This window comes from Terrabacter sp. MAHUQ-38 (assembly GCF_014518425.1).
Lineage (GTDB): Bacteria > Actinomycetota > Actinomycetes > Actinomycetales > Dermatophilaceae > Terrabacter.
The window spans coordinates 120,328-142,056 of the sequence record NZ_JACVCU010000007.1; the positions used below are offsets into that span (position 1 = coordinate 120,328).

At 67.6% G+C, this 21,729-nt stretch carries 13 protein-coding genes; 10 read left to right on the top strand and 3 right to left on the bottom strand.

Annotation, left to right across the window (positions count from 1 at the left end):
* Positions 1 to 33: 33 nt before the first annotated feature.
* Positions 34 to 1,224: an extracellular solute-binding protein gene (locus tag H9I49_RS21905; protein WP_223129080.1), complete on the bottom strand. Its 1,191-nt coding sequence runs from the start codon at positions 1,222 to 1,224 to the stop codon at positions 34 to 36.
* Between the two features lie 561 nt (positions 1,225 to 1,785).
* On the opposite strand from H9I49_RS21905, the gene H9I49_RS21910 reads away from it, so the two are divergent.
* Complete coding sequence (locus H9I49_RS21910) at positions 1,786 to 2,385, top strand: TetR/AcrR family transcriptional regulator (RefSeq protein WP_223129081.1); 600 nt, start codon at positions 1,786 to 1,788, stop codon at positions 2,383 to 2,385.
* Between the two features lie 597 nt (positions 2,386 to 2,982).
* On the top strand, positions 2,983 to 6,180 hold the full coding sequence (gene mobF, locus H9I49_RS21915; protein ID WP_304650681.1) for a MobF family relaxase: 3,198 nt from the start codon (positions 2,983 to 2,985) through the stop codon (positions 6,178 to 6,180).
* A gap of 385 nt (positions 6,181 to 6,565) precedes the next feature.
* Here the strand turns inward: mobF and H9I49_RS21920 are convergent, their stop codons facing one another.
* Both H9I49_RS21920 and H9I49_RS21925 read right to left on the bottom strand, forming a co-directional pair.
* A complete protein-coding gene (locus H9I49_RS21920; RefSeq protein ID WP_188032528.1) occupies positions 6,566 to 10,225 on the bottom strand; it encodes a discoidin domain-containing protein in 3,660 nt (1,219 codons plus the stop codon).
* A gap of 400 nt (positions 10,226 to 10,625) precedes the next feature.
* Positions 10,626 to 11,708 (bottom strand): LacI family DNA-binding transcriptional regulator, encoded by a 1,083-nt coding sequence (locus H9I49_RS21925; protein ID WP_188032529.1) that lies wholly within the window; start codon positions 11,706 to 11,708, stop codon positions 10,626 to 10,628.
* 357 nt (positions 11,709 to 12,065) lie between these two features.
* On the opposite strand from H9I49_RS21925, the gene H9I49_RS21930 reads away from it, so the two are divergent.
* The 8 genes from H9I49_RS21930 (at position 12,066) to H9I49_RS21965 (ending at position 21,503) form a co-directional block, all read left to right on the top strand.
* Positions 12,066 to 13,127, top strand: coding sequence for a LacI family DNA-binding transcriptional regulator (locus H9I49_RS21930; RefSeq protein WP_255524201.1), 1,062 nt, complete (start codon positions 12,066 to 12,068; stop codon positions 13,125 to 13,127).
* Between the two features lie 146 nt (positions 13,128 to 13,273).
* Positions 13,274 to 14,665: a sugar ABC transporter substrate-binding protein gene (locus tag H9I49_RS21935; protein WP_188032531.1), complete on the top strand. Its 1,392-nt coding sequence runs from the start codon at positions 13,274 to 13,276 to the stop codon at positions 14,663 to 14,665.
* Positions 14,666 to 14,780: 115 nt separating this feature from the next.
* On the top strand, positions 14,781 to 15,623 hold the full coding sequence (locus H9I49_RS21940) for a carbohydrate ABC transporter permease (protein WP_255524188.1): 843 nt from the start codon (positions 14,781 to 14,783) through the stop codon (positions 15,621 to 15,623).
* The gene (locus H9I49_RS21945) at positions 15,620 to 16,501 is read left to right on the top strand and encodes a carbohydrate ABC transporter permease (RefSeq protein WP_188032533.1); all 882 of its coding nucleotides are present in this window, start codon (positions 15,620 to 15,622) and stop codon (positions 16,499 to 16,501) included. Before H9I49_RS21940 ends, H9I49_RS21945 begins: the two co-directional genes overlap by 4 nt.
* 115 nt (positions 16,502 to 16,616) lie before the next feature.
* Positions 16,617 to 18,110: a glycoside hydrolase family 32 protein gene (locus H9I49_RS21950; protein ID WP_188032534.1), complete on the top strand. Its 1,494-nt coding sequence runs from the start codon at positions 16,617 to 16,619 to the stop codon at positions 18,108 to 18,110.
* A gap of 192 nt (positions 18,111 to 18,302) precedes the next feature.
* Positions 18,303 to 19,598, top strand: coding sequence for an extracellular solute-binding protein (locus H9I49_RS21955; RefSeq protein WP_188032535.1), 1,296 nt, complete (start codon positions 18,303 to 18,305; stop codon positions 19,596 to 19,598).
* A gap of 31 nt (positions 19,599 to 19,629) precedes the next feature.
* Positions 19,630 to 20,607 (top strand): carbohydrate ABC transporter permease, encoded by a 978-nt coding sequence (locus H9I49_RS21960; RefSeq protein ID WP_223129082.1) that lies wholly within the window; start codon positions 19,630 to 19,632, stop codon positions 20,605 to 20,607.
* A complete protein-coding gene (locus tag H9I49_RS21965) occupies positions 20,607 to 21,503 on the top strand; it encodes a carbohydrate ABC transporter permease (protein WP_188032546.1) in 897 nt (298 codons plus the stop codon). Before H9I49_RS21960 ends, H9I49_RS21965 begins: the two co-directional genes overlap by 1 nt.
* Positions 21,504 to 21,729 lie beyond the last annotated feature (226 nt).

Below are 21,729 nucleotides of genomic sequence, written 5' to 3' on the forward strand. Positions count from 1 at the left end.
CTTTCGCCCTGATGGGGGAGTCTGCAGCGCCGGTCAGTCCGAGACGCTCAGCCCCTGGCCCTTCATGCCGGAGACGGTCTTGGCCTGCACCTTGGTGACGAGCTCGGGGATGGTGCCCTCACCCGCACCGACCTTCTTAAGGCCGTCCTTGAAGTCGGGCTGGACCGCCGTCATGGTCGGTCCCCACACCCAGCCCTCCGGGATGTTGGCGGCGGCTTCCCTGAAGACCGCGTAGATGTTCTTGCCGCCGAAGTACTCTGACGGCTGGTTCGCGGTCGGTAGCTGCTGTCCGGCCTTTGCGGCCGGGTAGATGCCGGTGTTCTGGATGAGGCTCGTGACACTGCCGTTGTCGGTGCTCAGCCACACCGCGGCCTCGGTCGCCTCCTTGAGGTTCTTGCAACCCTTGAGCACCGCAGTGGCGGAGCCGCCGCGGTTGCCGGACGCCTTTTCTCCGGCAGTCCACTGCGGCATCGGTGCCACCGACCACTTGCCAGACGCGCCCGGCGCGTTCTCCTCGATCAGCGCCGACGCCCACACGGCGCCCACATAAGACAGCACCCGGCCGTCTTGGATGTCCTTGTACCACGCGGTGTCGAACGTCGGCTCGCTGACAACGAGCTTCTTGTCCAGCAGGCCCTGCCAGTACTGCGCCACCTTCTGAGTCTGCGCGTTGTCGATCGTCACCTGCCACGCGTTGTTCTTCGTGCCGAACCATTTGCTGCCGGTCTGCCACGTCAGCGCGCCCAGGTCATAGGCACTCTCTGGCAGGGTTGTCAGGTAGGCCTTCGCGTCCGCGGCATGAACCTTCTGCGCGGCGGCCGCGAACTCGTCCCACGTGGTCGGAGCCGTGATCCCATACTTCTTGAAGAGGTCCGACCGGTAAAACAGGGCCTCCGGCCCTAGATCGACGGGGATGCCGAAGAGCTGGCCACCGATGCCGGACAGGCCCCAAGCCCATGGGACGAACTTGTCCTTGCTCGGGTTCGCGTACTCCGATACGTCTTCGACGGCGTCTGCGGCCGCGAAGCTGGGCAAGGTGTCGTAGCCGACCTGCCCCAGGCACGGAGCGTTGCCGGCCTTGACGGCGTTCAGCATCTTGGCGTACCCGCCGGCGCTGCCCGGGGAGATCTGGCTGTAGTTGATCTTGACGTCCTTGTGGGACTGGTTGAACAGGGCCACTGCCTTGTCCAGACCGATCGCCGAACCCCAGAACTCCACCGTCACCGGACCAGCGCCTCCAGGTCCCTGAGCGCCCTCCTGGCCGGACGAGCTGCACGCCCCGAGAGCCGTGAGCGATGCCGCGGCGACTACCGCGCCAACCCGCTTGGTAAGTGGCAAAGCCATCGAAACTCCTTCCATCGCCCCGCCCAGCGGGACTCGCCGATTACACCCAGGAGAGCCATCGCCGTTGTACGACGATCACCTGCCTAGTTTGAGAACTGGGTCTCACTTCATCGTTGTTGAGTTGCGTTCGAGCGGCCTGAGGCCTTCGGCCCCGGATCCCGGAGGTGTGTCATCGAGGGCTGGACACCCGGTGAAACTGCGACAGCGCTCTTACTTAGGTGATGACTATGCCGCTGCTCGGGCATGCTGTCAAGGGTCCGCCTGTACAGGCCGGGAGCTTGCGTCTGCTATCTTTGCGCCGTGCAACCGAGAGACGACTATCTGTTTGGTCTTGGATGAACCATGACGACTGGTGAGGTCCAGGGTCCAGCAAGGAGGCCGCGCACATCCCGCGGCCCACGCAGCGACGCCCTCCGCAACCGGCGGAAGCTGCTCGAGGCCGTGAGCAAGATCCTGCGGACGAACCCCGAAGCGCTCGGCATGCCAACCGTTGCCGAGGCGGCCGGCCTGTCGGTGGCCACCGCCTACCGCTACTTCACGTCACTCGAGGAACTACTCACCAGCTACATGCGCGGGGTCGTCGTCGAGCTCCGGGACTACAGCCACGACTGCCCAGAAGCCGGCACGGCGCTCTTCGAGAAGGTCGTTGTCCACTGGGTCGGGCAGCTCAAGGTTCATGGCCCCGCCATGATCCAACTGCGTTCTCGCATAGGGTTCCTCCGCCGCCTGTCGGAGAACGACGACCTCCTGCTGGGCGTGCGGGACGCCTGGGAAAGGCCCATCCGCGGAGTGATGCGGCAACTCGGCATCCCCGACGAACACTTCAACCAAGCCTTGTTCCTGCACAACGTGTTGTTCGACCCACGTGACGTCCTCGACCTCCTCGACACCGGCATGGCAGAAGACGAGGCCATCGACCGACTCGTCGGCGCCTTCTACGGCGCGCTCCAAGGATGGACCGAACCCAAGACCGGCCAGGCGCGAGGACGCGCCGCTCGAGGCAACTCCAGCGGGCGACGTTCCGGCACCACAGCGTCCTGAAACAGGACGCGCCCGCTCTGGCCGGGTTGGCCCTCGACACACAGGCGAGCCGCGCCCAATCGTGCCCGAGACAAGCCTCGCCCTCGGCATGCCGCGCTATGTAACATCAACGCGACAAGCGCCGCGCCCCCATAACTACACGCCCTGCTTTACCTCGCAGGCGGCGATGTGACGCACGTCCCGACGGCTCGCCGCCCCTTCGTATGCCGCGCACGTGGTTTACCGGGACTGTCGAAGTGCGGATGCGGCGATCGCCTGTCCGAGCGTGCGGGGCGAGTGAGGCTGGTTATGGACGTCGATCGGCCGATCACGGCGCAGGCCTGGGTCGATTCCCGGTACCTGAGCCCCGTTCAGCCCGCCTGACTCCCTCGCGCCCAGTGCGCCACCCCAACCGGCCTCGCCGCCAACCGACCCCCGCACCACGCTGCCTCCCCGCCACCCCGCCACCGCCACCCATCGGCCCGGCCCCGTCGCCCGCCGGAGCCCTCGTCCCCGTCCTCCTAGCCCAACTGGGCCATCTTTTGCTCCACACGTCTGGCACCAAAGGTGGGGCTCCCGCCGATGGTGACCCGCCGACGGGGTGGTTCGGGGGTGACGATGTCGATCAGGCGGATGACCCTTGGGTCGGGTTACCGGTACCTGATGTCATCGGTGGCCCGCGGCGACTCCGGTGGCCCGACGACCTCCCCGCTGACCGGCTACTACGCGCAGGCGGGTACGCCGCCGGGCCGGTTCCTGGGCCGGGGCCTGGCGGGTCTGGACGCTGGGCGAGGGGTCGAACCGGGCTCTGTCGTGACGGTGGAGCAGCTGTGGCGGATGCTCGGGATGCTGCAGGACCCGGTCACGGGGCAGCCGCTGGGCCGGTCCCCGGGAGTCAGCGGAACGGCATGCGTGGACGGTCTTGGCCGCGGGCGGAAGGCTGCGAAGACGGTGGCCGGGTTCGATCTCACGTTCAGCGCACCGAAGTCGGTCTCGACGGTCTGGGCGCTCGCGGACGAGGCGACCCGGGAGCGGATCCGGGCCGCGCATCAGGAGGCGTTGGGGTTCGTCCTCTCGTATGCGGAGGAGCAGGTGTTCGCGACCCGGACCGGCCGTGGCGGGGTGGTGTCGGAGGACGTGCGGGGTGTTGTGGCGGCGGCGTTCGAGCACTGGGACTCACGCGCGGGGGACCCGCAGCTGCACACGCACGTGGTGGTGCTGAACCGTGCGCAGGCGGCCTCGGACGGCGGCTGGCGCACCCTTGACAGCAAGGCGCTCTTCCGGTCGGCCGTCGGTCTGTCCGAGCTGTACAACGGGGTGCTGGCCGACCTGGTCACCGCCGACCTCGGGGTCGGCTGGACCCCGGAAGGGCGCCGCCATTCGGCCGTGGAGAAGTGGGAGGTCACCGGCGTCAGCGAGGCGCTGCGGGCCGAGTTCTCCCAGCGCACCAGCGAGATCGAGCAGGCCAAGGACGTCCTCGTGGAGCGGTTCGTGAGCGGCCACGGGCGGCAGCCGACGGCGCGGGAGGTGCTCCAGATGCGGCAGCAGGCGACCCTGGAGACCCGCCCCGACAAGGAGCTCAAGCCCCTGGCGGACCTCCTCAAGGGCTGGCGGCGCCGCGCGGAGCCGTTCGTCGGGGAGGACCCGCAGGCGTGGGTCGCTTCCCTCGCCGGCCGGAACGACCTGCCGCTGCTGAGGGCGTCGGACCTGTCCGTGGGGATGCTCGAGGAGGCGGCGCGGGTCGCGGTCGAGGTGGTCTCCAGCAAGCGGGCGACGTTCACCCGCGCGAACGTTCTCGCGGAGGTCCTGCGGCAGATCGCCGGGGTCCGGTTCACCGACCCGGGCGAGCGTGTCGCCGTCGCCGAGCGGGTCACGGACCTGGCCCTCGAACGGTCGGTGGCGCTCACGCCCCAGGAGACCGGGGTCGTGCCCGAGGCTCTGCGCCGGCCGGACGGGTCCTCCCGGTTCCGTCCCCGCAACTCCGAGCTGTTCACCACCGGCGCCCTCATGGACGCGGAAGAGCGGCTCCTCGCTGCCGGTCGCGCGACCGACGCGCCTGTTGTCGAGGAGGCCGTCGCAGTGTCGGTCACCGCGCGGGATCTGCCCGGGCGTGACCATCCCCTGTCGGGCGAGCAGGCCGCGGCGGTGTGCCAGGTGCTTGGCTCGGGGCGGGTGTTGGACGTGCTCGTCGGGCCGGCCGGGACGGGAAAGTCGACCGCGATGGCGGGGGTCCGGGCCGGGTGGGAGGCCGCGTTCGGGCCGGGATCGGTGGTTGGGTTGGCGCCGTCGGCGGCCGCGGCGGAGGTGTTGGCGGAGGCGGTGGGGGTGCCGACCGAGAACACGACGAAGTGGCTGACTGAGGCCGCCCGGCAGCCCGCCCGGTTGGAGGAGCTGGACCGGCTGGCGGCACGGTTGGACCGGGTCAGCCCCTCGCTTCGAACCCGTGCACTGGTTGGCCGGGCGAGGGCGGTGGCAGCGGACGTGGACCGGTGGCGGCTCAAGCCGGGGCAGCTGGTGATCGTCGACGAGGCGTCGATGGCCGGCACGTTCGAGCTCGACACCCTCACCGCGCACGCCCGGGCGGCGGGCGCGAAGGTGCTGCTCGTGGGGGACTGGGCCCAGCTGTCGCCCGTGTCTGCTGGGGGCGCGTTCAAGCTTGTCGCGACCGACCGCGAGGATGCCGCGCAGTTGACGGATGTGCGTCGGTTCCGGCACGAGTGGGAATGCGACGCCTCACTGGGGCTGCGGGCCGGACGCGTGACCGCCGCCGAGAAGTACGTGAAGCAGGGTCGGGTGGAGGGCGGCGACCGGGAGTCGATGCTCGACCTGCTCTACGAGGCGTGGCGAGCAGACACCAAGGCCGGGAAGCGGTCGATCATGGTCGCGTCCGACGCGCAGACCGTGGCCGACCTCAACGCCCGCGCCCGCGCCGATCGGGTCGCTGTCTCCGAGGTCACCGATGATGGGGCGGCCATCGCCGGCGGCGCGACGATCGGTGTCGGGGACGTGGTCGTCACCCGCCTGAACCAGCGCGACCTGGCCACCTCCGGCGCGTGGGTGAAGAACGGCGACATCTGGACGGTGACCGACATCAACGGCGACGGATCAGTGCGGGTGCGGCGCCCGGGCGGCGGGGGAGCCGCCGTCCTACCGGCCGGCTACGTGCGTGAGCACCTCGAGCTCGGCTACGCGACCACCGCACACCGGGCCCAGGGCCGGACCGTCGACACCGCCCACGCGTACGTCACCGCCACGACCGTGCGCGAACCGCTCTACGTGATGGCCACCCGCGGCCGAGAGAGCAACCGGCTCTATGTCGACACGATGTATGACCCGGACCTCGCGACCGCCCACGACGAACCGTCTGAGGTCCAAGCCGTCGACGTTCTCAAGCAGGTCCTCGCGCACGCCGGCGCAGACCGGTCCGCCACCGAAATCCGCCACCACGAGGCGCGAGCGGCCGAAAACCCGGCGCGGCTCGACGCCGAAGGCGCGGCCATCCACACTCACCACCGCGAAAGGCAGATCACCGAGGACCTCATCCGGTTCGGCATCACGCCCGAGGAGATCGAGGCCGCCAAACGCGCCGACCAGTGGCGACCACTCCTGGCCCGCATCCACCACGCCGAACGGCTCGGCATCACCATCGGCGGCGTGGTCGCGTCGCTCGGAGAGCCTGCCGAGACGCTCCAGACGCACAACCGACTCCTCGCGATGGAGTCGCAATTGGCTCGACACATGACCGTCGACGTCGAGCATTCCCTCGATGGACAGCATCGATCAAGGACGGTCACCGGCGCATACCCCCGCACGTGACGCCTCACTCCAACGGGCCGGGCCCGCTGACCGCTTGTGCTGGGCCAGAGGGTGGCGAGGGACGATCGGAAGCTGGTGACCTAGGTGAGGCCAGAGGCGGTGCGGTGTAGGTCGTACCGGTGTCCGTGCCGACGGCCGTGCCGGCGGCCGCCAAGCCCGAACCTGGCACGGCAGGGAGAGAGCTGAGGAGAGTCACAACTCCTACGTTGCGAGCGAGGCGCCGCCGGACAGCCGGCCTTCGCTGCGTCATTGCAGCCACATGAACCATGGTGAACCTTCCTACTGATCTGGTCGCCACGCTGAGACACGTGAGCGCAGGGGGTTCTTCGGCGACTCCGGGCCCGCTCAGCGAGGGCTGACCGGGCCCGGAGCTTACAGCGCGCCGTTACTTGTAGACCTTGAGCTCGGCGATCGACCACCAGCTGCCGGCACTGCCGGTGTTGACAACCTTGAGGTAGCGGGCCGTCTGCGTCGGGAAGGTCACCGCCTGGGTCGGCTGGCCGTCGGCCACGATGGAAGCGACCTTGGTCCAGCCCGATCCGTCGGAGGACACGTAGACGTCGGCGCCCCGCGCGTAGTCATCGGTGCTGCTGCCCGAGTCGAGCACGACCTTGCTGAAGGTCTGCGGCTGGCCCATGTCGACCTGGATCCACATGCCGTCGTACAGGCTGGTCCCCGAGCTGTACCGGGAGCCGATGTCGCCGTCCAGGAGGTGTCCGAGCGCATCGTTCGGCCAGGGACTCTCGTCGGACGCCGTCGCGGTCCAACCGTCGCGGGCCAACGGTGCATCGAGATCAGCGTCGTAGTACACGTTGAGCTCCGCCATCGACCACCAGTTGCCGACACTTCCGGTGTTGACGACCTTGAGGTAGCGGGCCGTCTGCGTCGCGAAGGTTGCCACCTGGGTCGGTTGGCCGGCTCCTGAGATCGATGCCACCTTCGTCCATCCGGTCCCGTCGGAGGACACGTAGACGTCGGCGCTTCGCGCGTAGTCGTCCGTGCTGCTGCCGGGGTCCAGCTCGACCTTGTTGAGGGTCTGCTGCTGGCCCATGTCGACCTGGATCCACATCCCGTCGTACTGGCCGTCCCCGGAGCTGTACCGGGAGCTGGTGTCGCCGTCGAGGATGTGGGCGAGGGCATCGTTGGGCCACGGGCTCTCGTCCGACGCCGTTGCGGCCCAACCAGTCTTGTCCAGTGGAGCGTTCGGGTCCGGCTCCGGATCCGGGTCGGTGTTGTTGTAGACACCGAGCTCCGCGATGGACCACCAGTTGCCCGAGCTGCCGGTGTTGATGACCTTGAGGAAGCGGGCCGTCTGGGTGGAGAAGGATGCCAGCTCGATCTGCTGGCCGGTTGCCGTGACGGAGGAGACCTTCGTCCAGCTGTCTCCGTCGGAGGACACGTACACGTCTGCGCTTCGCGCAACGTCTCCCGTGCTGCTGCCGGAGTCCAGCACGACCCGGTTGAAGGTCTGCTGCTGCTTCATGTCGACCTGGAGCCACATGCCGTTCTTCTGACCGGTCCCGGAGCTGTAGCGCGAGTCGGTGTCGCCGTCGAGCAGGTGCTCCACCACGTCGCTTGGCCATGGGCTCACGTCCGAGGCCGTCGCGGTCCAGCCCTCCCGGTCCAGCGGAGTGCCCAGACCGGTCACGGTGAACGGCACTCCCCCCGCGGGCTCCCCGCCGGCACCGATCACCGAAACCTCGTACTTTCCGGAGGCAAGTCCCCCCGGAACGTATGCGCTGATGCTCGTGTCGGTCCAGCTCTCGATCTTGGCGTGGACCGATCCGAAGTACACGGTGCCCAGGCCCTGCGTCTTCCCGAAGTGAGAACCCGTGATCTTGAACTTGTACCCCGGGATGCCCCGGTTCGGTGTCAGGCTGCTGAAGCCCGGCTTCGGGTAGCTCGACAAGGACTGCCTCGTGAACATCGCCGACGTTCCGCTGGGCAGCGCGTACGTGTACGAGCCGTCCTTGGACACCGGGAACGTCTGGCTGGTGCGGCTTCCGTTGTAGACCACTGAGACGTCGGCGCCGTCCGGCGCGGTCCACTTCTGTAGCTCGAGGCCCTTGGGCACCGACGTCGGAGCCTGGATCGATGCCGTTCCGCTCGTGCCGCCGAACACCTTGATCTCACCGATCGACCAGCGGAAGAAGAACGACGGCGCGCTCGCGACGATCCGGACGTACCTCGCGGTCTGGGGTGCCAGGGAGATGGCGACCGTGCCGAGGTCGCCGCTGCCGTCGGCGACCGCGCTGCCCCAGCTGACGCCGTCGTTCGAGACGTACACCTGGTACTTGGCGAGTGAGTCGAAGGCGTTCTTCGCGGTGTTCTCCATGACGATCTTGTTGAAGTTCGTCGGAGTGCCGAAGTCGAGCTGGAACCAGTCGCCGCTCTTCACCTTCGCCCCGGAGCGCCAACGGGTGTTGGCGTCACCGTCGATGGCGTCCGCGGCCGGGTCGCCCGCCGCGCTGGACGACGACTTGGCGGTCCACCCACTACGGCTGAGCTCGGCGCCCGGTGTCCGGACGGAAGTACCGACCGGGAGGGAGTAGGTGAGCAGGTCCTTTCCGGTCTTGATGCCGTTCTGCACGGGCAGCAGGTCGGGATCGTAGGTGACCGTCGCCGGGTCGTTCTTACCGAAGATGAAGTCGTGGTTCGGGTCCGTGACGTTGGTCGCCGCCTGGGTGCTGCCGTTCTGCGTCGGCCCGGAGTAGGTGAAGGTCACCGCGTCGCCGGCGCCGAGGGTGTAGTCGAACGACTGGGTGCCTTCGGCGACGCTGAACGTCTTCTCGGCGTTGCTGTCGTTGTAGGCGACCAGCACCTTGGAGCCGTCGGGGTTCTGGAACGCGACGTCCTCGATGCTTCCTTCCCCGAAGGTGTTGGAGTAGATCCGGTGGGCGCCGGGCTTGACGAACTTGCTGACCTGGGCGAGGGCGTAGTAGTCCGCGTTGTACGTCACCGCCCCCGTCTTGGGGTCGATCGTGACCAGCCCGCGGCAGATGCCGATGCCGTTGGTGTCGCTGTTCAGCGGGCCCTTGTCCGGGTCGAGCGCGATGTTCCACAGCGTCACGCCGTTGGCCCAGTTGCGCGTGCCGTCAATGACCCAGCTTTTGAGGGCGTCGTGGAAAGCGACCTGCTTGCTGGCCTGCCAGTCACCGCCGGTGGCCTCGGTCAGATACGACTCCTTGCCCGGGTAGTCGTTGTGGGTCAGGGTCTGGTAGATCGGGGTGCCGCTGTAGATGTGCCAGGCGCTGCCGACCGCGTAGTTGGCGGTGGCCGGGTCGTTGAAGACCGACTCGGGGTACGAAGGGACGTCCCAGTTGTGGTCCCAGGCCAGGATTTTCGTGGACAGCTTGTTTGCCGCGAACGCCTTGCCCATCTGCTGCACCAGGGTGATCTGCTGAGAGGGCGTCAGCGCGGTGCCCGGCCAGGTAGGGGCGTTGAGCGGCTCGTTCTGCGGCGTCACATAGTGGACCGGCACGCCAGCCTTGCCGTAGGCCTGGATGAACTTCACGAAGTAGTTGGCCAGTGCCTGGGAGTACTCGTCCTTGAGGGTGCCGCCGATCATGTTGTCGGAGGTCTTCATCCAGCCCGGCGGGCTCCACGGTGTCGCGGTGATCCTGATCGACGGGTTCAGCGCGAGTGCCTGCTTCAGCTGCGGGATGATGTACGGCTCGTCGTGCGCGATCGAGAACTTCGACAGCGTGGGGTCGGTCTGGCCGGCCGGCATATCGTCGTAGGAGTAGTTGCCGCTCGCCGCGAAGTCCGAGGCGCCCATCGGCAGCCGGACCATGCTCAGCCCGATCCCGTTCGACGGGTCGAACAGCTTGTTCATCAACGTGTCACGACCGCTGGCCGGCAGCTTGTCGATCAGCCAGGCCGACGAGTCGGTCAGGGCCGCGCCGAAGCCGGTGACCTTCTGATACTTGACACTGCTTTCCACCTTGATCGTCAGCGGGTTGGCCGTCTGCTTCGTCTGGAACGAGACGTCGCCCTGCTTCTGGACCCACTTCTCGCTCGAGACGTCAGTGAGCCACACGTGCACGGGCGAGCTAGCACCTGGTGGCGGCGCTGCTTGTGCTTGTGGGGTCGCGAGGGGCAGCGCTGCGAGGCTCACACCCAGAGCAGGCACCAGAAGTGACCTGCCTCTTAACTTGGCCATGCTCATTCCTCCGAAGGAACTCGTTGTCAAAGATCGTGCGGTCGAAGGGGTTTCTGTCACGGCAACCAGTCGCGCAACCTCTCAGTCGCCGACGGGCTGCGACAGCCGCCATCCCCCGCAGATGCGCTTGGCATGCCGATGGCAGGTCTTGCATCGGGGTACCACAGCCAGTCACTAATTCGGGTTAGTGAGCAAACGTAGGCGCGCCCACCCCCCGCGTCAAGATCTTGTTACGAGGGAGTTTCCGCTGCAGGCAGGGTGGACCAGCGGGGCCGGTCCGGCTTCAAGACCTGGCGCGGGTCCGGGCTGGGGGCGCGGTGGAGTCGCGCATCACGACCGGGCAGTGCACCAGGGTGCGGCCGGGGCTCGTGGGCACGCCGATGGCCAGCTGCTCGGCCGCCAGGCGTCCCATCCCGGGGTACGGCAGCAGCACGGTGCTCAGGGCCGGACGCACCTCCGCCGCGAGCTGGAACTGGTCGTCATACCCCATCACCGACACGTCCTCAGGCACCCGCAACCCCGCCTCCAGCAGGCCCAGCAGCGCGCCCACCGCCATCCGGTCGTTGCCACACATGATCGCGGTCGGTGGCGGGTTGCGTTGCAGCAGCGTGCGCACCAGATCGTAGCCCGAGTCCGCGTGGTAGTTCCCGGACAGCACGGTGTGCTCCGCCGGGTTCAGCCCCGCGCCGCGCAGCGCCTCGCGGAAACCGCGTAGGCGGGCCTTGGTGGCCCACTGACTCGGCTTGCCGGTGAGGTAGGCGATGTCGCGGTGACCGAGGTCGAGCAGTGCCTGGGTGGACTCCCGTCCGCCACGCACCTCATCCGGCAGGATCGCCGGCACCGGGTCGTTGGCGGCGAAGCAGTTCAGCAGGACCGTCGGAACGCGCAGGGCCGCGTCCGGCAGCACGACCGACCTCGTGCCTACCGCAGCGAAGATCAGCGCATCGGCCTGCCGGTCGAGAAGGTCGCCGATCAGGTGAGCCGCCTGACGGTTCGAGCCACCGGTGTTGACGAGGAGCAGCAGGTTGCCCTGCCGGATGCACGCCTCGTGCGCCCCCTTGATGGCCGAGGCGGCGAACTCACCGAAGTCCGCGTCGTGACTGACGAAGCCGATCGTCGCGGTGCGTCCCTGCCGCAGCCCTTGGGCGGCACGGTTGGGCCGGTAGTCGAGCTCGGTGACTGCCTGTAGCACGCGTTGCCGGGTCTCGTCGCTGATCGTCTGCCCGACCGTCTGGTTGAGCACGAAGGAGACAGTCGCTGGCGAGACGCCGGCCAGGCGTGCGACATCTACCCGCAGCGGTCTACTCGCCGACGGTCGGCGATGCGGTTCATGGGTTGCCACGCCGCAAGAGTACGAGGCGCCCACCGCAAGAACCGGCAGGTGTGCCGGTCAGCCCTGCCGCACCATTCGCGTCCGGCGCGGCTCCGCCGGGCATGTCCCTTCAAGAGGAGCTGCAGTGCCAGTCCACACGCCGAATGGGACGGCTGCTACGTCGATCCCGCCACTCTTGCCTCCGCTTATCGGCAACGTCCGAGCCTCAGTAGAGTCACGATCAGGATGCGGTCGAACGGCGCTGCGCCGAAGCCTGCTCCGCCGGTCCTTTCGCCGGCTCACCCGGCTTCAGCCGATCGCCGCCAAGGCCCATCCGGTGGTCGAAGGTATCCTCCCCACACAGCAGCCCAAGGAGAGTAGGCCATGACGGTCCGCCGCTCACATCCGACGATGGTCGACGTGGCCAAGCGCGCCGGCGTCTCGCAGCCCACCGTCTCCGCCGTGGTCAACGGACGCGCGCGCACGATCGGCATCGCGGAGAGCACCGAGGCTCGTGTCCGACAGGCCATGGAGGAGCTCGGCTACCGGCCCAATCTCGCGGCGCGCAGCCTGCGCCTTCAGCAGACGAAGACGATCGGCTTCATCACCGACCACATCGGGAGTGGCCCGTTCGGAGGCCGAATGGTGCTCGGCGCGCAGGAGGAAGCCTGGCTCGATGGTCACCTCCTGCTGCTCGTCAACACGGCAGGTGATGTGCAGCGAGCCGAGGTCGGGGTGCAGGCCCTCAATGACCGGCGCGTCGACGGGCTGCTCTACGCGCGCATGATCTGGGGCGCCACTGACCTCCCCCCTGGCCTGTCGGCGGTGCCCTCGATGCTGATCAACTGCTGGGAGCGAGGCTCCGGTGGCGCGACCGGCAGGGGCTTCCGGCTGCAGGGCCGCCCGTACCGTGGGCACCCGGCGGTGCTTCCATCCGAGCTCCGGGGTGGCTGGATCGCCACGACGGCGGCCCTGGACGCCGGCCACCGCAGGCTGGGCTTCATCCGAAATGTGGAGATCGATCCAGCAAGCGAGGAGCGCGAGGCAGGGTTCCGGCGTGCGCTCGCCGAGCGCGGAATCCCCGTGAACCGCCGGTGGATCGTGCGCGCCGGGAGCGGCGAGATCGACGACGGCTACCGTGCGGCGCGTGCGCTGCTCGATGCGGCCGACCGGCCGACGGCACTGATCTGCTTCAACGACCGTGTCGCCGTTGGTGCGATCGTCGCGGCGGGTGAGGTCGGGCTGCGGGTCCCGGCGGATCTGTCGGTGGTCGGTTACGACGACGACGAGGAGCTGGCCTCGCATTATCCGCCGGGGCTGACGACGGTGGCGCTGCCGCATTTCGACCTCGGGCGGGTTGCCGTCAAGGCTCTGCTGAGGTCGATCAAGCTCGGCGAGCCGCTCGACTCGCACCAGGTGGAGGGGTACCTCGTGACGCGTTCGACCTTGGGACCTCCCCCAGAGCAGGCCTGACCACCCGTTCTCTCCCTCTCTGGCCACCGGAGGGCGGTCAAGACACCTCTTGACCGCCGATCTGATTCGTATTAGAACTGGGTGCCACCAGTCACACCCGTGATTCGGCAAGCGGAAATCTTCACCCACGGCCCAAAGGAGTTGCCATGGATTCTTCTGCGCGCTTTAGCCCGTCGCGTCGCGCCGTTCTGTCAGGTGCTCTCGGCCTCGGGGCAACGGCGGCCCTCTCGAGCTGCAGCGCCAGCTCGGGTAGCGACTCGAAGGCCCTCACTGTCGCCTACTTCGGCGACCCCAAGTCGGCCGCCAGCCTCAGCAAGGTTGCGGACCCGTTCCGCAAGGCCAACCCCGGCGTGACGGTGAGGTTCGTGGGGACCACGGGCACTGACTGGAACGAGTTCTTCACGAAGCTGCTGGCCCAGATCGCGGCCGGCAACCCCCCAGACATCGTCAGCGTCGCCACCGAGGGGGTCCAGCTCTTCGCCTCGAAGAAGCTGGCCGAGCCGCTCGACGAGTACGTCAAGCGCGACAAGAGTGAGCTGCAGTCCTACTTCAGCGACGTGCACCCCAGCCTGGTCGAGGCGATGATGTACGAGGGCAGCCTGTACGAGCTTCCGACGGACTTCAACTGCGGCAACATGTACTTCAACTCGAAGCTGCTGAAGCAGGCTCGCGTCGACTACCCGGCGGCGGACTGGACCATGGACGACTTCCATGGCATTGCCAAGAAGATCTCGACCGCAGCGCCCGACGTGGTCGCCTTCAACTGGGTGGTTCGTCTCTGGGGCAGCTGGACCTCGTTCATGTACGCCAACGGAGGCAACCTGCTGACCGAGGGCAAGTACAGCGGGGGAGACTGGCTCTGGGACACGTTCTACGCCAATGACCCGGCCGCCAAGGGCCGTGGCGGCGGCTTTCAGTGGGGCGCCCCGACCGCCAACAGCGACGCGGTCGTCGAGTCGCTCGAGTACATGCTCCAGCTGAAGCGCGAGGCGCTGGCGCCCCAGCCGGACGCCGGCGGTGGTGGCACGCTCCAGGGGCTGTTCACCAACAACAAGATCGGCATGTCGATCGGTGGCGGGTTCTGGGCCGGCGGCCTGCACAACGCGGGGATGGGCATGAATGACTTCGACGTCCAGCTCTTCCCGAAGTGGAAGACCCAGCGGCACCTCTTCGGCACCGGCGGATTCGGCATGCTGCGCTCGTCGAAGAACAAGGAGCTTGCCTGGGAGCTCATGAAGTCGATGTCCAGTGTTGAGGGCATCAACGTCCTCACCGCCGGCAATGTCACCACCCCGGCCCGCAGGTCCATGATGACGGCCGACCGCTATGCGAGCACCGGGCCCAAGCACTGGCAGGTCTTCTACGACACGCTGACCAAGCTGCCCGACACGGCGCCCATCCCGGCCCCTCCCTACTACAACCAGATGGCCACGGCTCTTGTCTCCCGGACGACGCAAGCGCTCTCCTCAGGCAACGTCAGGTCGGCCTTGGACGGCTTGCAGGGAGACCTCGAGGGCGCCGCGAACGCGGTTACGTGACATGAGCGCCTTGACCACCACCAAGCTGGCTTCACGTTCGGCCGCTCGGAGGAACCCCGAACCAGGAGCGGACCTGCGTCGGCTCCGGCGTCGCGAAACGCTGTTCGGGTACGCCATGATCGCGGCGTCACTTGCCGTCATCGTTATCTTCACCCTGGCCCCCATCGTCGCGTCTGTGCTGCTGTCCCTGGTGAGCTGGGATGCGATCTCGCCACCGACCTTCGTCGGGTTGGGCAACTATGAGCGGCTCCTGCAGGATCAGGCTGTCATCCGCTCGTTCTGGGTGACGATCAAGCTCGCGGCCATGATCGTCGCGGCACAGGTGGTCATCGGCCTCGGCCTCGCCCTGCTCGTCCAGCGGTTCCGCTCCACGTTCCTTCGGGGTCTGTTCCGGACGGCGTTCTTCCTGCCCCTGCTCGTGTCGGCGGCCTCGATTTCGATCGTGTTCACGTACCTGTTCAACGACAAGTTCGGCGTCGTGAACTACTACCTGGGCCTCGTGGGGATGAGCGGTGTCTCCTGGCTCGGGTCCGAGGCCGGTGCGACCGCAACCATCGTCATGGTCGCCGTCTGGCAGCAGCTCGGCTTCGTCTTCATCCTGTTCGTCGCCGCGCTCTCCTCGATACCGAGGGATGTGTTGGAGGCCGTGGCCATGGACGGTGCGGGGCCGATTCGAACGTTCTTCGCAGTGAAGCTGCCCCTCATCAGCCCGACCGTCTTCTTCGCGGCCGTCATCGGGCTGATCAATGCCTTGCAGCTGTTCGACCAGCCATGGGTCATGACCAAGGGAGGGCCGGGTGACGCCACCACGACGACGGTCATCCTCATCTACCAGGCCGCGTTCCAGAACCTGCAGTTCGGCTACGGCTCGGCGATCTCCGTCGTCCTCTTCGTCCTTCTCATGATCCTCACCTGGCTGCAGTTCGTGGCTGGGCGGAAGTGGGTGTTCTACGCATGACCAGCACCGTGTTGAGCTCCAGAGCCAAGACACCCTCCGGGCTGCGGGCCCGTGTTGCTGCGCGCATCGCGGGCAGGATCCTCGCGGTGGTGGCCCTCGTGGCCTCGGCCGTGCTCGTGGCCCTCCCGATCGTGTGGGCGATCAGCACCTCGCTGCGCACACCGGCGACCTCGTACGACCAACCCCCGGCGTGGCTGCCGACGGACCCGGTGTGGACGAACTACTCCGCGGTGTTCACGGCCGTCCCGCTGCTGACGTTCTTCATCAACAGCGTTGTCGTGACCGGCCTCATCGTCGTGCTCCAGCTCATCACGTCGACGATGAGCGGCTATGCGTTCGCCATGGTGAGATTCCGGGGAAGGAACGCGATCTTCGCCATGGTCCTGGCCACGCTCATGGTGCCTGCCCAGACCACGATCATCCCGGTCTACATCATCATCAGCAGGCTGGGTCTGGTCGACTCACGCGCGTCACTGGTGTTGCCCGTGATCGGCGGCGCCTTTGGCACGTTTCTCATGCGCCAGTACTTCTTGCAGATGCCCCGCGAGCTGGGGGAGGCGGCCCGGGTCGACGGTGCCGGGCCATTTCGCGTGTTTCGGCAGATCTACGCCCCACTTGCCATGGCGCCGATGGCGACCTTGGCCGTCCTGAACTTCTCGGCGTACTGGAACGAGTTCTTCCGGCCGCTGATCTTCCTTCAGGACTCGTCCAACTTCACCCTGCCGCTCGGGCTCGTCACCTTGCAGGGCAACTTCGGCACGGGCAGCGTCTCCATCGTCCTCGCGGGCATCGTCCTGGCCCTGCTGCCGAGCATCGTGGTGTTCGCGTTCACCCAGAAGTACCTCGTCGAAGGCGTGGCTGTGGGGTCGTTCCGATGACGGCAACCGATCAGCGGGTCACGGGCGTGCCTGCCGCGCCGGCATCCCCCCCGTGGGCATCAGGGCGGAACGTGTCGCGCTGCCCCCGCCCCGACACCACGACAGGAGACCCTCGTTGAGCCTCGACCGCCATCGGCCCGGCTTCCACTACACCCCGGCACGCAACTGGCTGAACGACCCGAACGGCCTCGTCTGGTACGACGGGGAGTACCACCTCTTCTACCAGTACAACCCGCACGAGACCGACTGGGGCAACATGTCCTGGGGGCATGCGGTGAGCCCGGACCTGGTCAGCTGGGTCGAGCTGCCGGTCGCGATCCCGTTCACGGAGACCGAGCACGTGTTCTCCGGCAGCGTGGTCATCGACCACAGGAACACCAGCGGCTTCGGCCTCCACGGCGCGCCTGCCATGGTGGCCATCTACACCACCCACGACCCCTCCTCCGGGCGGCAGGCTCAGGCTCTCGCGGTGAGCCACGACCGCGGTCGCAGCTGGAGCAGGTACGCGGGCAACCCGGTGCTCGACGTGGGCTCGTCGGCCTTCCGCGATCCCAAGGTGTCCTGGTACGAGGCTGGTGGCTACTGGGTGATGGTGGTCGCCCACCCGGACCAGCGGATCGTGCAGTTCTACGCCTCGGGCGACCTCCGAAACTGGCGCCACCTCAGTGACTTCGGGCCGGCTGGCGCCACAGCAGGTATATGGGAGTGTCCTGACCTGTTCCCGTTGCGCGTCGAAGGCACGGACAGTGAGACCGCGTGGGTGCTTGTGGTGAGCGTCGGCGACGGCGCCGTGGCAGGCGGATCCGGCGTTCAGTACTTCCTCGGCGACTTCGACGGCACCACCTTCACTCTCGAGAAGAGCGCCGCCCTGGCGGGTGACGGCGACGACGATGTTCCGGCGGCGACGTGGCTGGACTTCGGGGCCGATTACTACGCGTCGGTCTCGTTCGGTGCCACGCCTGACGGTGAGCGTGTCCTCATCGGCTGGATGAGCAACTGGGCCTACGCGGCCGTCACCCCGGCCGACGGCTTCCGCGGTGCCATGTCCGTCCCGCGTGTCCATCGGTTGGTGCGCGTGGATGGCCGACTCCGGGTTGTCCAACAGCCGGTACCCGCGCTTGAGAGCTTGCGATCTGCGTCCTCCCGCTACCGCCACCTCGAGCTCGACTCCGGCGACAAGAAGCTCCTGGAGCATCCGGGCGCCGAGCACCTCGAGATCTACGCCAGCTTCATCCCCCGCACGGCCAGCAGATTCGGCATCCGGCTTCGGGGCGGCGAGGGTGAGGAGACTGAAGTCGGATACGACGCCGCGGACGGATCGCTCTATGTCGACCGAACGCGCTCCGGGCAGGTCGACTTCCACCCACAGTTCCCGGGGACGCACCGGGCACCACTGATCCTGCACGGCGGCCGGGTCATCATCCGGCTCCTGGTCGACGTGGCGTCGCTCGAGGTCTTCGGCGGGATCGGAGAGTCCGTCATCACGGATCAGATCTTCCCGAATGCGAGCCGCCGCCGAGTCGAGTTGTTCGCAGAGCACGGCACCGTGTGCGTCGACGAGCTCCGTCTGACTTCCCTAAACCCGGTTTTCCCTAGCCCAGCAGCCTGAATCCACGGCACGACCGTCCGGACCTGGCTGCGAGCCAACGCCCGATCAACGGCGACCCTCGCGGCGGATCTGCGCTGCAAGTACGCCTCCAGCTCGCCAAGCACTGCCGCCACAGAAGCACTCCACTCGCCGACCATCCGGGCGCCCTCCCGCCTCCCGCACCTGTACCGCTCAACGACAAGGAGCCGCACCATGCGCACTTCCACCCGTCACACCGTCCGAACCGTCCGGATCGTGTGCGTCACCATCACCGCAGCCCTGCTGGCCACCGGCTGCGGCCGGAGCGCGGACTCCGGGCCAGGCAAGGACGCGCCCGCCGCCGTCAGCGCGGGCAAGGCCACGGGGACGCTGGTTATGTGGTCCATGGGCGACACCGACCCAGCCCTGAAGGATCTCGCCACGAAGTTCAAGCAGGAGAACCCGGACGTCGACGTCAAGATCACTCCGGTCCCGTGGGGCGAGGCCCACAACAAGCTGACCACGGCCATCGCCGGCGGCAACACACCGGACCTGTCGGTGATCGGTACGACGTGGATGGCCGAGCTGGCCGCGATGAACGGCCTGCAGGCGACTCCGTCGTCGTTCACGTCGTCGGACTTCTACCCGGGCCAGTGGGACACGACGAAGTACAAGAACACCGCGTACGGCGTGCCGTTCATCGCGAACACGATGGTGCTCTACTACCGCACCGACCTCGCCGCCAAGGCCGGCATCACCGCGCCTGCGACGGACTGGGACGGCTACCTGAAGGACCTCAAGACCCTGCAGGCCACCGCCGGCAAGCAGAACCCGAAGCTGCGCTACGCCACCGGGTGGAACATCGGCTTCAACTCCTGGATCTTCTGGCTGCCGCTGGTCTGGCAGCAGGGCGGTGACATCTACGACGCCGAGAGCGGCGCCTTCACCTTCGACTCGCCCGCGGTCGCCAAGGCCCTGGAGTACTACGCCAGCATCCCCACGCGGCGCATGGCACCGACCGACAAGACCGACAGCATGCAGGCGTTCCAGGCCGGACAGATCGCCACCTACCAAGAGGGCCCGTGGGTGAACGGCAGCCTCCGCAAGGATGCCCCGAAGCTGGACAACACGTGGAAGACCGCGCCGCTGCCGTCCGGTCAGCAACCCGCCGGGTTCGCCGGCGGCAGCGACCTGGCGGTGTTCAAGAGCGCCAAGAACTCCGACGCGGCCTGGAAGTTCGTCAGGTTCCTCACCGACCCGGCCAACCTGGCGACCTATGCCAAGAGCAGCGGCAACCTGCCGGCATCGCCCGGAGCGTGGACGGCGGCGAAGTTCGACGACGACGAGCGGATGCACGCGTTCGCGGAGCAGCTGAAGGTCAGCAAGGCGCCGCCTGCCATCACGACCTGGCAGCAGGTCGCCGACGCGATCGACTCCCAGCTGGAGAGGCTGTCCCTCGGCAAGGCCACCGTCGCCGAGGTGCAGCAGACGCTGCAGTCCAAGGCCAGCAGCATCGGCGCAGGTCGCTGAGCGCGGGCAGCCGTACGGACGGATGACCTCCATGCCGACGGAAACTCTCGCTGGACGCCGCGAAGCCGTGCAGCTGGGCGCCCCGGGGCCGGAGCGAAGGGCCGAGCGCCGGCGCTTCCCGCTCCGGCGCTCGGCGCGCTCACGCCAGGCCCGAGCGGCCTGGGTCCTCGCCGCGCCCTTCCTCGCGCTGTTCGCGGCGTTCATGCTGCTGCCACTGGCCTGGTCGCTGTTCATGGGCCTGAGCGACACCCAGAGCGCCGACCTGCGGACCCCGCTGGCCGTGTCGTTCATCGGCTTCGACAACTACGTGCGGCTCTTCCAGGACGACCAGTTCATCACCGCCCTGCGCAACACCGCCGTGTTCGTCCTGGTGTGCCTGCCCCTGACGCTGGCCTGCGGGCTCATCGCGGCCGTCGCCCTCGATGGCGGCATCCGCCGGTTCCGGGCCGTGTTCCGGGTCGGCTTCTACCTCCCGGTGATCACGAGCATCGTGGCGGTCGCCGTGGTGTGGAAGACGCTGCTGGATCCGCACTCGGGGCTGGTCAACACCGTCCTGGCGTGGTTCGGCATCCAGGGCCCCGCGTGGCTGGCGGACACCCGCTTCGCCCTGCCTGTCATGATCGTGATGGCGGTGTGGCGCAACCTCGGCACGGTCATGATCATCATGCTGGCCGGGCTGCAGTCCATCCCGGACTCCCTCAAGGAGGCGGCCGAGCTCGACGGGGCCGGGCCGTGGCAGCGGTTCTGGCGGGTCACCTTCCCGCTGTTGCGCCCCGCCCTGCTGCTCACCGCCGTGACCACCGGCATCGGCTACCTACAGTTCTTCGACGAGCCGTTCGTCATGACCGGAGGCGGACCGCTCGACTCGACCCTGTCGGCAACCATGTACGCGTACAAGCAGTTCGGCAACGGCAACTACGGCGTCGCGTCGGCTGCGGGGTACGTCGTCTTCGTCCTCATCGTCGCGCTGACCGTGCTGCAGTTCCGGGTGCTGCGAGAGAAGGAGTGATCGCTGTGACCATCCTCGCCATCGTTCGAACGTCGCACGGGGACACCGACCGAGCCCGGCGGCGCCGCCGCCGGGTCCGGCGCACCTGGGGTCACCCGTGGCTGTACCTGCCACTCGCCGGCGCCCTGCTGCTCATGGTGGCGCCGTTCCTGTGGATGCTGTCCGGCTCCTTCAAGCCGGAAGCCGACATTCGCGCCGTGCCGCCTGTCCTGATTCCGTCCGAGCCCACGGTGGCCAACTACCAGCAGCTGTTCAGCAAGCTCGACTTCGCAAGCATGTTCACCAACTCCGTGGTCGTGTCCCTCGCCATCACCGCGGGCAACCTGCTCTTCTGCTCAATGCTCGGCTACGCCCTGGCCAAGCTGGAGTTCCGCGGGCAGCGCGCCCTGTTCACCGTGGTCATCGCCACGCTCATGGTGCCCGGTCTCGTGACGTTCGTACCTATGTACGTGCTCGTGGCCAACCTAAAGCTGACCGGCTCCCTGCTCGGGCTCTTCCTGCCCTTCCTGGCCGGCCCGTTCGGGGTGTTCCTGATGCGCCAGTTCATCTCCACCCTGCCCGACGAGCTGATCGACGCCGCCCGCGTCGACGGCTGCCGCGAGCTGGCCATCTTCTGGAGGATCGTACTGCCCCTGACCAAGCCGGCCCTGGCCACGCTCGGCATCATCAGCTTCCTCGGCTCCTGGAACAGCTTCCTGTGGCCGCTGGTCGTGGCCCAGAACGAGGACCAGTACACGCTGCCGGTCGGGCTCGCCCTGGCGAGCAGCGGACAAGACTTCACGCGCTTCGGCGTCCTGCTCGCCGGTAGCGTCATCGTCCTGCTGCCGGTGATGATCGTCTTCCTGCTGTTCCAGCGCCACTTCGTCGCCGGCATTGCCACCACCGGCCTGAAGTGACCCCCGCCTGCGCGGTTGACGGCGGCGTCCTTGGGACGAAGCGCCCGCGTCGGTAACCAACTTTCCGAATCTTTGACGCCTGATGACTTGGAGAATGCCGTGAATCAGTCGGTCCGCTATGCCGCGTACCTGGATCCGGAAGCGCCTGTGGCAGCAAGGATCGAGGACTTGTTGTCACGGATGACCCTGCCGGAGAAGGTCGGACAGCTGCTGATGCTCGACGCAG

What these genes read in the sequence shown, in the direction of transcription:
- H9I49_RS21945 (WP_188032533.1), top strand. Translation starts at nt 15,620, where the DNA reads ATGACCAGCACCGTGTTGAGCTCCAGAGCCAAGACACCCTCCGGGCTG.
- H9I49_RS21940 (WP_255524188.1), top strand. Translation starts at nt 14,781, where the DNA reads ATGATCGCGGCGTCACTTGCCGTCATCGTTATCTTCACCCTGGCCCCC.
- mobF (WP_304650681.1), top strand. Translation starts at nt 2,983, where the DNA reads ATGTCGATCAGGCGGATGACCCTTGGGTCGGGTTACCGGTACCTGATG.
- H9I49_RS21930 (WP_255524201.1), top strand. Translation starts at nt 12,066, where the DNA reads ATGGTCGACGTGGCCAAGCGCGCCGGCGTCTCGCAGCCCACCGTCTCC.
- H9I49_RS21935 (WP_188032531.1), top strand. Translation starts at nt 13,274, where the DNA reads ATGGATTCTTCTGCGCGCTTTAGCCCGTCGCGTCGCGCCGTTCTGTCA.
- H9I49_RS21960 (WP_223129082.1), top strand. Translation starts at nt 19,630, where the DNA reads ATGCCGACGGAAACTCTCGCTGGACGCCGCGAAGCCGTGCAGCTGGGC.
- H9I49_RS21955 (WP_188032535.1), top strand. Translation starts at nt 18,303, where the DNA reads ATGCGCACTTCCACCCGTCACACCGTCCGAACCGTCCGGATCGTGTGC.